Source organism: Dyadobacter sp. CY343, from assembly GCF_021390335.1.
Taxonomy (GTDB): Bacteria; Bacteroidota; Bacteroidia; order Cytophagales; family Spirosomataceae; genus Dyadobacter.
Genome location: NZ_JAJUXK010000008.1, coordinates 1 through 13,655, shown reverse-complemented (window position 1 = coordinate 13,655; position 13,655 = coordinate 1). Strand labels below are relative to the sequence as shown.

At 48.1% G+C, this 13,655-nt stretch carries 9 protein-coding genes and 1 pseudogene; 5 read left to right on the top strand and 5 right to left on the bottom strand.

Annotation, left to right across the window (positions count from 1 at the left end):
- Positions 1-279: 279 nt before the first annotated feature.
- Positions 280-4,416 carry a two-component regulator propeller domain-containing protein gene (locus LZG94_RS23710; protein ID WP_233794148.1) on the bottom strand — a complete coding sequence of 1,379 codons (4,137 nt, stop codon included), beginning with the start codon at positions 4,414-4,416 and terminating at the stop codon, positions 280-282.
- Positions 4,417-4,590: 174 nt separating this feature from the next.
- On the opposite strand from LZG94_RS23710, the gene LZG94_RS23705 reads away from it, so the two are divergent.
- Positions 4,591-5,955, top strand: a complete 1,365-nt coding sequence (locus tag LZG94_RS23705; RefSeq protein WP_233794147.1) for an acetylxylan esterase — start codon at positions 4,591-4,593, stop codon at positions 5,953-5,955.
- Between the two features lie 159 nt (positions 5,956-6,114).
- Here LZG94_RS23705 and LZG94_RS23700 read toward each other — a convergent pair whose 3' ends face one another.
- From LZG94_RS23700 to LZG94_RS23690, 3 genes are read right to left on the bottom strand one after another with little or no spacing between them, the layout of a single operon-like run.
- On the bottom strand, positions 6,115-7,026 hold the full coding sequence (locus LZG94_RS23700; RefSeq protein WP_233794146.1) for a ClpXP adapter SpxH family protein: 912 nt from the start codon (positions 7,024-7,026) through the stop codon (positions 6,115-6,117).
- Between the two features lie 27 nt (positions 7,027-7,053).
- On the bottom strand, positions 7,054-7,773 hold the full coding sequence (locus LZG94_RS23695; protein WP_233794145.1) for a PorT family protein: 720 nt from the start codon (positions 7,771-7,773) through the stop codon (positions 7,054-7,056).
- Between the two features lie 7 nt (positions 7,774-7,780).
- Complete coding sequence (locus LZG94_RS23690; RefSeq protein ID WP_233794144.1) at positions 7,781-8,311, bottom strand: hypothetical protein; 531 nt, start codon at positions 8,309-8,311, stop codon at positions 7,781-7,783.
- Positions 8,312-8,488: 177 nt separating this feature from the next.
- Here LZG94_RS23690 and LZG94_RS23685 point away from each other — a divergent pair, with 177 nt between their 5' ends.
- Complete coding sequence (locus LZG94_RS23685) at positions 8,489-8,824, top strand: PadR family transcriptional regulator (protein ID WP_233794143.1); 336 nt, start codon at positions 8,489-8,491, stop codon at positions 8,822-8,824.
- On the top strand, positions 8,821-11,439 hold the full coding sequence (locus tag LZG94_RS23680) for an ABC transporter permease (RefSeq protein ID WP_233794142.1): 2,619 nt from the start codon (positions 8,821-8,823) through the stop codon (positions 11,437-11,439). Before LZG94_RS23685 ends, LZG94_RS23680 begins: the two co-directional genes overlap by 4 nt.
- Positions 11,440-11,457: 18 nt before the next feature.
- Here the strand turns inward: LZG94_RS23680 and LZG94_RS23675 are convergent, their stop codons facing one another.
- Positions 11,458-12,213: a hypothetical protein gene (locus LZG94_RS23675; protein ID WP_233794141.1), complete on the bottom strand. Its 756-nt coding sequence runs from the start codon at positions 12,211-12,213 to the stop codon at positions 11,458-11,460.
- 64 nt (positions 12,214-12,277) lie between these two features.
- On the opposite strand from LZG94_RS23675, the gene LZG94_RS23670 reads away from it, so the two are divergent.
- Together LZG94_RS23670 and LZG94_RS23665 are read left to right on the top strand one after the other, a co-directional pair.
- Positions 12,278-12,664 carry a barstar family protein gene (locus LZG94_RS23670; RefSeq protein WP_233794140.1) on the top strand — a complete coding sequence of 129 codons (387 nt, stop codon included), beginning with the start codon at positions 12,278-12,280 and terminating at the stop codon, positions 12,662-12,664.
- A gap of 79 nt (positions 12,665-12,743) precedes the next feature.
- Positions 12,744-13,362, top strand: a pseudogene (locus tag LZG94_RS23665) (nitrilase-related carbon-nitrogen hydrolase).
- The last annotated feature ends 293 nt before the right edge of the window (positions 13,363-13,655 follow it).

Genomic DNA, 13,655 nt, shown 5'->3' with positions numbered 1-13,655 from the left:
TTGGTTCACTTTCGAATTTATACTTTTCCGATACCTCTGGGTTGAGGTCCTGGTTTTGGTATAAATCGAATGAATAGTTGGACAAATGTGCCTTTAAAAAACGTGCGGCAAGGGATCTTAATGTTTACAAATAGGGTGTCATTTGTAAACTAGCGCAAAAAATCAGGCTATTTTTTCACCTCTAAGTGCATTTGTAAAAGAAACACTCAAAAAAATGATTGAGCAGGTAATGAGCAGGCATATTTCTCGGATATGTTAGTATCAGGCTGATCTTTTGTACTATTCCTGGTCGACGAACTGCTTGCGGTAGGCAGTCGGAAGCATTTTATATTCTTCTTTAAAGAGCTTCGCAAAATACTTAGGGTTGTTGAACCCGATCTGGTAGGCAATCTCGGAAACGCTCAGCTGACTTTTTTCGAGCAAGCCCGCACCGCGCCGGATCCTGATAATGCGGATAAATTCGATCGGCGTTTTGCCGGTTAATGATAGTATTTTTTTATAGAGATAAACGCGGCTCATCGACATCGCGTCGCTCAGTTCCTCGACGGTATATTCCGCATTCGCCAGGTTCGCTTCGACTACTTTGACGGCGCTGTTCACAAACTGTTCGTCCAGTGAACGTACCGCCACTTCGCTCGGCCGTATCTCAACGTGCTGCTGGAATTGCTGCTGCAACTGCTCACGCTGGCGGATCAGGTTCGCAACCCTCACCTGCAAAATGTCCAGCCGGAAAGGCTTGGTCACATATGCGTCGGCGCCGGTCTGGTAACCTTGAAGCTGCTGCTCTTCCTCGGCCCGCGCCGTGAGCAATACTACCGGGATATGTGAAATCCTGCGGTCGGTTTTGATTACGCGGCAGAGCTCGATCCCGTCCATTTCAGGCATCATCACGTCGCTCACGATCAGATCGGGAATATGTTCGAGCGTAATTTCCAACCCTATCTTTCCGTTCGGAGCTTCAAGTATCTCGTATTCCTTTTCAAATACTTCTTTCAAATAGGCCCTGAACTCGTCATTATCCTCCACCAGTAATACCAGAGGCTTGTTTTTGACGGGTTTTTCAGCAAGAAGTTCAATTTCCGCGACGGGTTCCGGGGTCGACGGTACGTCCGCTGCGGGCAATGCAGGAATGCGCGCCGGACTGTTCAGCAAAGGCAAAGTGACCGTAAACGTGCTCCCTTCGCCCACAAAGCTTTCCAATTCAATGGTACCTCCGTGCATTCTGACAAATTCCCAGGCGATGGAAAGCCCGATGCCGCTGCCTTGGTTCATGATCTTGTCGGGCATCGGATGCTGGTAAAAACGCTCAAAAACCTTGGCCTGCGCCTCAGGAGGAATACCTATACCGGAATCAGCGACGCTTATTTCCAAAGTTTCACTATTATCCTGACTTACAATCCTTAAAGTAACGGTGACTTCGCCATTTTCAGGGGTAAACTTAAATGCATTCGAAAGCAGGTTGTACATTACTTTCGACAATTTATCCTGGTCAAAATCTGCATAGCGCGATGTTACTTCACTCTCAAAACGATAGCGAATATGCTTGTGCTCAGACAGATCCGAAAAAGTCTGTGCGATCTGGCTCAGGAACCTAACAATATCTCCCCGCTCGGGCCGGAACTCCGTTTCCTCCACTTCCAGCTTTTTGAAATCGAGTAACTGGGTTACGAGATTGAAAAGGCGCTGGGCATTCCGGTGCACGAGCGAAAGCTGCCGGTGTACGGCGTGGTCCGCGCTAATATTTTTCAACAGATTTTCCAGCGGCGTGAGCATGAGCGTGAGCGGCGTGCGGAACTCGTGGCTCACATTGGTGAAGAATTTGATCTTCATCATATCCAGCTCATGCATTTGCTGGGCATAGTGCCGCTCCTGTTCCAGCTTAAAGTTCATCCGCTCGCGTTCAATCAGTATCCAGCGCGCGATCATCAATGCGCCGGCTGCGATCAGGAAATAAAGTACATAAGCCCACGGCGTGCGCCAGAAAGGCGGCAAAATCACAACCCGAAGGCTACGTTCCGTGGAAGCGCCGCCTTCTTTCATCTGTACCTTGAACACGTAAGTGCCTGGATCCAGGTTGGTGTAAGTTACCTTTCGCGTATTATCCGCCTCAAACCATTGATCGTTAAATCCTTCCAGCGAATAGATGTAATGGTTTTTTTCGGGATGAAGGAAATTCAGAGCAGCAAATTCAATCGTAAATACATTCTGGCTGTACTCCAGCACAATGCGGTCGGTAAGCGAGATTGATTTTTCCAGCACCGCTTCCCCGTCGAATAATTCGCCCGGCTGTACACTTTTATTGAATATCTGAAAATCAGTGAGCGTTACTTTTGCGGAAATACGTTCGTCAGAGATTTGTTTGGGGTCAAAAATTGAAAAACCATTGGCACCACCGAATACCATTTCCCCTGAACGCAGCCTCAGCGCCGCATTTTCATTGAATCCCCTACCCTGTAATCCATCAACTTCGTTGAAAGTACGAACCTGAAAAGCTGTCGGTAATCCGCCGTTTCGTTTGGAGATATTGATATTGACCAAACCTTTGGGCGTACCGAGCCACAGGTTTTGCATTTCGTCAACAGCCACTGTCAAAATCGAATTATCCGGCAGCCCGTCGGTCGTATTATAGGATACAAATGCATTATTTCGCGCGTCATACCGGTTCAGACCTTCGGAAGTACCGATCCAGATATTGCCGAAACTGTCCTGTGCGAGCGAGGTAACCCCGTCGCTGCTCAAACTGGCCGGATCGCCAGGCTTATTCGCATAATGCACAAACCGGCCAGTTTGCCGCATTAAAACGTCGACTCCGTTGGCAGTTCCGATCCAGAGATTTCCTTGCTTGTCTTCGAGCATTGCCGAAATATAGTCCGAGTTGACCGAATTGGGGGCCGCACGCTGGTAATGCCGGAAAGTCTTTTTGTTTCGGTCAAATAAATCCAGCCCGTCGGCCAGCGTACCTACCCAAAGACGTTTTTGTGAATCTTCGAAAATCTCCCAAACGCGGTCGTCGATCAAACTTGTGGAATCGGCCGGGTTATGCAGATAGCGGGTGAAGGTTTTGCCATCGAAACTGTTCAGTCCGCCAAAGTAGGTACCAATCCAGAGTACATCACTTTTATCAAGAAACAAACTGACAATCACATTGTTACTCAAACTATTAGGGTCTCCTGGAATATGCCGGTACTGTTTGAAACTGTTATTTTTTCGGTCAAAATAGATCAGTCCTCCCCCGTTCATACCCAGCCACAGGTTACCTTTCCGATCTTCCACAAACATATTCACATCGTCGAAAGGCAGACTGCCCGGGTCGCCGGGCGCGTGCTGAACGAGTGAAAATTTGAAGATATTCTTGTGATAGCTGCAAAACCCTGTCTTGAACGTACCCGCCCAGATCATCCCGGTCTGGTCTTTATACAAAGCCTGAATACTATTCTGGCTGATCGTCCTCGGGTCGCCGGGATTGAACAACAGGGTCGAAACTGTTCCGCGCTTTTTATCTAATACATTAATCCCGCCGTGGTCAGTACCGAGCCAGATACGCCCGTCGGGGCCGGCTACCATCGAGCTTACCGTATTGTTACTGAGCCGAAAATCAGAGCCGGCAGTATTGGCGACGCGTAAAGTGTTGTTTTTAAAATCAAAATAAAACGCGCCCAATGCGGCTTTCACAACATAAACCCAGGGTTCGCCATCGTCATCCACAAAAACCTTGTGATTGGATAAGTTGCCCAGGTTACGATTTTGCAACATTTCGCTCTGCACGTCGACTTTTTGAGTCTGCACATTCACGCGGGCCAGAAACCCGTCGTCACACACAACCCAGAGGTTGCCAAGTACATCTTCGTCAAAATCAGAGATAACACGTTTCGCAGGAGCAGACGGGTCCTCGGAAGGGCCAAACCTGACCTTTACGATCTTTTTGGAACGTGTCAGGAATTTCAGTAAGCCCAGCCGGTTATGGTTAATCCAGTAGTCGCCCGAGCGGGTTTTGATAATGCGGCTAAAATTGGCGTCGGGCAGTCCCAGTCTTTTGGCCGCCGCATCGGCATGGTGGTCAATGCGCTCAGTAACAGGATCATAAATATCAAACCCAACCTGTGTATTGATCCAGATATACCCCTGCGGATCTTCAAAGATCGCGATGATCCGGCGTTCTGATATCGTAGTGGAATCGCCCTGAATGGGCTTGAAAACGCGGAAAGAATAGCCGTCGAACCGGTTGAGCCCATTGGCGGTCCCGATCCAGACAAATCCCCGGCTGTCTTTTAAAAAGCAATTGACCTGGTTGTGAGAAAGTCCGCGTTCCGTATTGAACCGGGCAAACTGGTATTCATTGGATTGAGCCGCGCCCTTTTCCACCCATCCCAGCACCCCGGCCACTACCCAACAAAAACGCCAAAACCAACTTTGCATCGCAGAAAGAAACGAACTTTTACCTCACTTTATACATATTGTTTCCAAAGCAAGTTCGTGCCAGATTCTATTCTTGCCCTGCGCACTACCTTCGGAGCTTATAAATTCGTCGTGAATTAGTTAAATTCTTAGTTGATTGCGGGTGTTACTGGTTTTTTTCGTCTTCTTGATCACATGAGATCTATCCAACACATTCTGTTAGCAAGCTGCCTCAGCTTTTCAGCGCTGGCGCAATCCAACCTTACCCCTGCCCAGCGCGACAGTCTGAAACAGGCCACGGTCGCTGATCACAACAATATGCTGCAACAATTGGGCATCGCCGCAGATCAGCTTCGCAAAGGTCCTTCCGGCAATCCAAAGGATCCCAATGCAGCCAACAGCTCGGAGGAAAAAGTGAACAAATACACATTGCCAGATCCGCTGGTTTTGAAGAACGGACAGAAAGTAAAGAATGCAAAAGATTGGTTTGAAAAAAGAAGACCGGAAATCGTCGCGGATTTCGAAAGTGAAATATACGGGCGAATGCCTGCGAATATTCCTGCTGTAAAATGGCAGCTGGTGTCAACGAAAGACACGCTGGTAGGTAACCAGGCGATCCGGGAAAAAACTTTGAAAGGTATCGTGGACAACTCAACCTACCCTGCTATTCGGGTCGAGATCAGTCTGATATTGGCGACGCCGCTGGCTGCAAAAGGCGCTGTCCCTGTGGTGATTGAGTTCAGTTTCCCCCGCTCGCAGTTTAACCCGGGCAACGTTCAGGCGATCGGTATGGGCTCAGCCGGCGAACCGACCTGGCAGGAGCAGCTGATCTCGCGCGGCTGGGGGTATGCCGTAATTGCGCCGGCCAGCATTCAGGCGGATAATGGTGCGGGGCTTACCCACGGTATTATCGGACTTGTGAATAAAGGTGCACACCGGAAACCGGAAGATTGGGGCGCACTGCGGGCCTGGGGCTGGGGAGCGAGCCGCGTGATCGATTATTTAGAGACCGATAAGGATGTTGATACGAAAAAACTGGCCATAGAGGGACTGTCGCGATATGGAAAAGCCGCGGCTGTAGCGATGGCATTCGAGCCGCGCATCGCACTCGGTTTCATCGGATCATCGGGTGCGGGCGGCGTGAAGTTATTGAGGAGAATCTTTGGTGAACAGGTCGAGAACCTCGCTTCCTCGGGCGCATATCACTGGTTTTCAGGCACTTTTATTAAATATGCCAGCAAGCTCACTGCGGATGATCTCCCGGTGGACGCCCACCAATTAGTGGCACTCTGCGCCCCCCGGCCAATATTCATCAGCGCCGGTTCCCCGGAAGTGGAAGGGCAATGGGGCGATGCCAAAGGAATGTTTCTCGCAGCCGCCCACGCAGGCCCGGTGTATCGTTTATTAGGCAAAAAAGATATGGGTACCACCGAATTCCCTCTATTAGGTATGCCGCTTATTAACGGTGATATTGCTTACCGCCAACACGCAGGCGGGCACAGCACCGGCCCGAACTGGAGTACCTGGATCGCCTGGGCGTCGCGGTATTGGGGTTTGTAGGTGTCCCCGAGTGTAGTTTTGGGGTTGGGGCGTTTGGGCAATTTTCCCCTAAATCCCCTGAAGGGGACTTTGCTTGGTTTTATAAACCGACGAATAAGGGGACTTTGCATTGTTCACTAAGTCAAACGAAAAGCCCCCTCCCAGGGGGTTGGGGGTAATTCACCTCATCCAAAGCACCCCATTCTTACTAACTAACTTCGTAAGCTTCCCTTCGTCAACCAGCTTTTGAAGGATTGCGTCGGTTTCGTTGCGGGGGGTTTGTGAGAGTTCGGAAAATTCTTTGGAAGTAAGGGTTTTATATTTACCAAACAGATTTTCCCATTTTGGATCAATATCCATTTTAACTGCATCGGGAAGCTGCTTCAGAAGCGCTGATTCGTATACTGAGTAGGGCTTGGTACCATACACTTTCTCCTGGTTCCCCTCCTGATCGGCGAAAAACATGGTCGGGAAACCACGGACTCCCAGCGACGCAGCGAAATTCAGGTCTTCTTTAAAAAGAGCTTCGGCATTTCCGTTAAAATCTCTTTCGAAAGCTTCCATGTCGAGACCGACTGTTTTCGCAGCGACCGCCAGATTTTCCCATTTTGCAATATTGATCTTTTTCAAAAAAACCATTTCCCGTAATTCGCGGAGCAAATCCAGCGCCTTGCTCTGATCCTGCAACTGCGCCGCTTTGAATGCGATCGAGGGTGGATAAGAGGAATGCAGCGGATCTTCCAGCCAAACGTCGCCGTCAATAGGCATATCATAATGCTCACTTACCTCGTCCCAGTGGGGCGCCACGTCGGATGGTTTGCTGATGCCGCCGCTATTATAATTCCAGTCAGGCAGGAGCCCGCCCATTCTGTATTCCACCTGAATATACTCGCCATATTCAAGTTTGAGTTTACGGAGTTGCGGCTCAATACCCCAGCAAGAAGAGCAAATAGGATCTGTGAAATAGATGATTTTCACCAATTTATCGGCAGCAGCTATTGATGCATTTTCCAGCTTTACCGATGCATCGTCGATTTCACACATGCCCGTTTCGATGTCACACAACAGCGGATTACTTGATTTCTCTTCCATTTTAAAGGTTATTTTGTCAAAAGCTGGCTATTTCAAACGGTAAGAAAGCAAAAAGTAATAGCGTTTTACGGAGGACTTCAGATTGGAAAAATCGGAAATTCCATCCGAAGATTCATAACGCAGCTCGGCACCAAAGCGTTTGTAGACGGCACCTAAACCGGCCGCCAGCCCAAACTCATAGCTACGCGTTGAGCCCAGCACCAGCTTTTTGGTAACCACCGGCTCCGGCGTCGAGAATTTGCTTTCCGTTTTCTGTTCGTTCGTTTCCGAAACAGTAACCGCATTTGATATGCCCGCGTTCAGAAATACCTTCAAATTACCCGCTGGAATATAGTACCGGACCATATTGGTCAGCTTGATATACCCAAAACCCAAACTGTTGGTGACCCTGATAAAACTGTTGCCCGAATAATCCGTCTGATAACTCTCACTCGTTTTGTAAGATGTAAATGCAAGCTCATTGTAGATCGACACCCGTTCTTTTAGCCTGGGTATTAACAGATTGAAGAAAAGTCCTCCGGCTGCATTATAGGACATTGGAAAGTTTGCGTCAGGTACCTTAGGATCATAATTTCCTTCAAAATCAAGCTTAGTAGCGGACAACCCGGCTACTATTCCAAACTGACCTACCGGCGACTCAGACTTGTAGGAAGTTACAGGCTTTGTGGAAGCGCATTTTTCGTAAAACTGATCAAACAATTTCCCGATGGCGCGCGAGGAATACGATATCCTGGTATTGTCCGCCACCAAACCGTCATTCGGAGAAGAAATTCTTCAACTGTTCCCGGTAGTGTGGTACGGTCACGATCTGTGAAGTGCCGCTCGATAAATATCTGTGATTGAGCAATAACTGATAATCGCCGGGCTTGTCGCTCACGTAAAGATGAACTCTGTTGTCCCTGCTTTTTAAATAATACAGACTTTTAGCGCCGCCATTAATAACCAGTAAAAAAACAACCGTCTTTTCCAGTTTGGGCAAAGGCGAATATGACAAATCCTCAATCTTAGACGAACCGGGATCGATCTCCACTTCCCCTCTCTTATAGTTTTCACCGTGAACAAAAAATCCGTGTAAATCACCCAATCCGAAAGTTTTAGCCTCTGCTTCCGGTGACGCCTTAAAACTGACCGTCTCCGGGTTATAAGGCCAGTTTTTGTAATCAATGTACCCTTTCAAAGTATCGCTTTCAGAAACAAGCAAATAGCCCGGCTCCAATGCATATTGGGCTATGGAACAATGGAAGGCAAAAAGCAAAAAAACAATGCAGGTATTCCTGTAATTCATAAAAGTTTAGATAGAGGTATTTGTTAAAAGCAAATAAAGAGAATTTGCAGGGATAGTTACCTGGTATTGGGAGGCTAGTGCTGATTTAGCCAAAAAACTATTTTACATACAAAACATAAATTAATAAACCCATTTTACATACATTTGGTGATAATATAAAGATATGTGCTTAAATAGATGAAAGGAGCCAATTTGGGAGAATTTGAGGAGCTTGTCCTGCTGACGATCGCCTCTCTGGCCAGCGAAGCATACAGCGTGGCAATATGTGATGAGCTTGAAAAATACACCGGCCGCACTGCCAAGCTAGGTGTGGTACATTCGGTACTCAACCGGCTTGAAGAGAAGGGACTGGCGAAGAGCCGGCTCGGCGAGGCGACGAGCGCGCGGGGAGGAAAACGGAAACGCTTTTACGAGGTTAGCCACGCCGGAAAAGTCGCGCTTGTGAAATCCAAAGAAGTGCGCGAAAATATCTGGCGGAACATTCCCGGTTTTAATCTGGAAGGTTCGATATGAAACAGCAACCGAAAGCCACTCCACCCCGCTGGGCCACCCGCTTTTTACACTGGTATTGCCGCCCGCGCCTGCTCGAAGACCTCGAAGGCGATCTCAACGAATATTTCGAGCGCAATGTAGCCCGCAAAGGTGTCAGAAGCGCCCGGCTGATCTATATCCTCGACGTACTTAAATTCCTCAGACCTTATACCATCCGAAAAATAGAATTCTTCCACTTTTTCATCCACTGGATTATGATCGGCAGCTATTTTAAGACTTCCCGGCGGAGCCTGGTCCGCAACAAACTTTTTTCCCTCATCAATATCGTCGGACTTGCGGTCAGTATGTCGGTTGGGCTGCTGGTGATTTCGATTGTCAGCGACCTGTATTCGTACGATGATTTTCAGGATAAAAAAGACCGGACTTACCGCATAATCACGAAAACGGTGGAAAATGGGCAGACGTCGGAGACTAATCTGGCTTCAACCTCGATTCGGGTAGGCGAAAAAATCAAAGAGTCGATCCCTGCGATTGAATATGTGACGGCAATGCGGGCTGGTTTTTCGGGCGATGCGAAAGTGGGTAACTCCACGGTTCCGATCGAGGCGACCTGGGCGGATAATTCGTTCCTGAAAGTATTCAGATTCCCTCTGCTGAAAGGTGATCTTGAAACAGCACTCAAAGAGCCGCAGTCCCTCGTTTTGACAGAAAAGACAGCGGAAAAGCTCTTCGGTGAATCGGATGCGCTGGGCAAAACGGTCCGGTTCGACTCAACAATTTATACGGTGACAGGCGTTGTACAGAACATCCCGAAACTCTCTCACATCAATTTTCAGGCACTGATCTCGCTGGCATCGATTGACGCCGGACACAACGACGCCGACCTGCACAGCTGGGCCAATATTTGGCAGAATTATGTGTATGTGACTTTCCCGGAAACCATTGATGCGACCAAATTGCAACCCGCGCTTGACCGGCTGAGCAAGCAGGAAAATAAAACACTCACAAACCGGACAGTATCGGTCTCTATGCAACCGATGAAGGATATTGTACTTGGCGGATCGCTTATGAACAATATCGGCCCCACCTTCGCGCCGCCTGTGATGTGGACGCTGTGTGGTCTGGCGATTGTGGTCATTCTTTCAGCTTGCTTCAATTATACCAATCTTTCCGTAGCCCGGTCCATGCGCAGGTCGCGCGAGGTGGGGATCAGGAAGATCATCGGCGCACAGAAAAGTCACGTACTGGGTCAATTTATGGCGGAGTCTGTCATCATCGCATTGCTGGCGCTGGTATTTTCGTTCGCCCTTTTTATGGTTTTGCGTAAAGAGTTTTTAGATCTGGACAAGCACATTGCCGACGTTTTTTCACTCAATATCTCCATTCAAAACATCCTCTATTTCATTCTGCTGGCGGTTATCACGGGTATTGCCGCGGGTTTGATGCCCGCATTGTTTTTCTCTAAAATGAATGCATTGCATGTGATGAAAGACGCTTCAAGTATGAAGATTTTCCGCCGCGTCGGGATCCGGAAGGTGCTGATCGTGGTTCAGTTTACGCTCTCGCTTATCTTCATCGCGGCCACGCTGATCGGCTACAATCAGTACAAAGGACTGGTTACATTTAATCTGGGTTTTAAAACCGAAAACATCATTAACCTCCGCCTGCAAGGCAATAAAGGAAATGTTTTAGCAAAAGAAATCGCGCAGATCCCCGCAGTAAAGGGTATTTCGCAATCGATGATGATCACCAGTCTGGGCTCAAAGCACGGCACAAACCTTACTTACGAAACGGATTCCAGTTTGGTTTGGGAAAATCAGGTCGACGAACATTACCTGCCGCTGCATCAGCACCAATTCCTGGCTGGCCAAAACTTCACGGCGAGACCCGAAAAGGGGAAAGAAAGCGAGATTATTGTCAATCAGCAGGTCTTAAAAAAATTTAATATCGGTGATCAAAATCCTGAGAAAGCATTGGGAAAGATCGTTTCTGTTAGCGGTCAGCAGCTGGCAATCGTCGGTGTCGTGAAAGATTTCCATTATGGTTCACTCGAAAACCGCATCGAGCCGGTGATGTTCCGGTATTCCAGCGAGCCGGACAGGTATCTCAATGTAAAAATCGTTTCTCAGGATTTACCAGCGACTTTAGAGAGCATTCAAAAAGTGTGGCGGAAGGTAGACAAGGTGCATGAACTGGATGCCAAAATCTACGACGAGCAAATCGAAGAAGCGTACGCGCAGTTTTCGCTAATACTCAAAATCATCGGTGTCATCGCATTTCTGGCGATCTGTATTGCGTCGCTGGGGTTGTTCGGAATGGTCGTTTTCACAACGGAAACCAAATTAAAAGAGATCAGCATCCGCAAAGTGCTGGGTGCCAGTGAAACGGGACTGATCTATCTGCTATGCAAAGGATTTTTGCTGTTGCTCGTGATTTCAACCGTGATCGCACTGCCGGTTACCTATTTATTTTTCGACAAGGTGGTACTTACCAAATTTCCCTATCACCAGGCAATCAGCATAAGCGATATGCTGGGAGGCTCGCTGATCGTCATGCTGCTCGCTTTTTTCCTGATCGGATCACAGACCGTCAAGGCGGCGCGCAACAATCCGGCGAAGGTTTTGAAAAGTGAATAGTAACCGCGGGGCAAATGATTAAAGCAGCGGTCTTTTTGAAATGTACACGACGCCCCTGCCAGCTTTGCTGTTGCAAAAACCGAATAAACCCGACCTAACATCCGAACAAACTGCGTCGCTACCGGTAACGTAAAGCCTTTGCTGATCATCCAGGAACAGGCTTTGCAGCTGGTGGAGCTGCGGGAGATCGATCCGCCGGCCGGTTGAAGTAATCACTCCGGGCGTCTCAAAAACACCGGTGGTCGCATTGGGCCCGTCCAGGAAAACTCTGTTAATCTCAGAAGTCAGCGCGCCCGGACCAGGAATTGGGTTCACATGAAATTTGTCTTTGGATTCAAATTCCGGAGTGCTTCCTAATATCGGATTCCGCGCAACGTATCGGTGCCACGTTTTACCATCGTCGACACTATAATTATCGGCAGTCGTCAAAATCTGCTGCTGGTCGCCCATCTTCGACTGGCTCACTAATCCATTCATTGTGAACAGCGTATCCTGAAATTGCACGACACCGAACATAGCTATACTTTGTTCGTGTACCTGCTCCCAGTGCTTGCCCTGATCCGTCGTGCGAAACAACTGGAACATCGTCGAGATCAATACCGTTTTGTCATAATTGCCCCATACACCAGCAATCTGGCGATCGATAGGTGCTTTCAGCGTATACCAATCGCGGTATTCATCGAGCACTGTATCCGGCCGGGTAACTACTTCCGGCCCCGAATTTTTACAGGACAATACCACTAAAAAAAGCAAACTATAAAGGAATGTTTTCATAGTATTAAACATAATTACAAATTTCGTATCAGTCAATACTACGCGGAATGTTAACTTTTTCATAATGATGCAACTGGTGATCAACGGCAGCTTGGTAGAAGATATCGCTTCTTTTTATGATGAGATAAACCGCGTTTTTATGGCTGATGAAAATTGGAAGATCGGACCCAGCCTGGACGCGTTTGACGATTTACTTTACGGCGGATTTGGGGTGATACGCAATGCAGAAAGAGTCGAAGTCGTGTGGCAGGATATTGAGAAAAGCCGGGCTGCACTGGGTTATGAAGCCACCAAAGCCTACTTTCTGGAAAAATTAAAACCTGGTTCTCAGTTTAATAGCGTGCTGTTTGAAGCAAAACTGGCTGCACTGGAAAACGGGACGGGTGAGACGTATTTCGATACAATCCTGAATATCATTGCGGAGCATAAAAATATCACTCTGAAAAATTGAAACTTCGCGACCGGCGACTATTCGTCTGATTTTTTGAGAATATGTAGACTTTCAACTTGACCAAAGAAAGAACACTCACATGCAAAACATCAGTATCGCGACGGCCCAGTTTGAAAACAGAAGTGGCGACAAAAAGTATAACCTCGAAGCGATCGACAGACTTTCGGCAGAGGCAGCGGCGAAGGGCGCACAGGTGATCGCATTTCATGAATGCTCTGTTACAGGGTATTCTTTTGCAAGAAAACTGGACCGCGCGCAACTGACGGACCTCGCAGAACTCATTCCCGACGGCCCCAGCATTCAGGCACTGACCGGCATCGCCGCGAAAAATAACATTGCGATACTGGCCGGACTTTTCGCTCCGCCTGGAATTCGACGGGCTGAAAGGCCGCGCCTGGCTGATGAAGTGGCTGCCCGCACGCGCCTATGATAACGCGATCTACGCCATTTTCTCAAACCCGATCGGAATGGACGATGACCAGCTTAAAAACGGCTGCTCGATGATCCTCGATCCTTTCGGAGATGTTATCGCCGAATGCAGGAAACTCGGGGACGACATCGCAATTGCCACCTGTACACCGGAAAAACTAACCCAAGCCGGCGGCCACCGCTACCGAAAAGCCCGCCGACCGGACTTATATAAAGACATTATCGGACAGGAGCACAACCCGGAACAAAAAGTAGCGTGGTTGAGCTGAATATTCAAAACTTCGATTTTCCATATTGCTAATGATTTGTTGATCCGTCAAAGAAGCCGGTCTAATAGCACCCTGATTCAATAAATCAAACAAAAGTTTACAGTAGTGACAAGTGAGGCAAGGCATAAAGTAGATTCTCTTTACCTTGTCTTTATTTTAGTTAAATTGGAATTGCAACAATAAAGCGGACAAGATATTAAGCCGCAATTTTTTGTTTGTGTAAAAGCTCCTCAAACTCTTTTGGTGAAACATATCCTAAGGCCGAGTGGAGCCTTTTTCTATTATACCAGGTT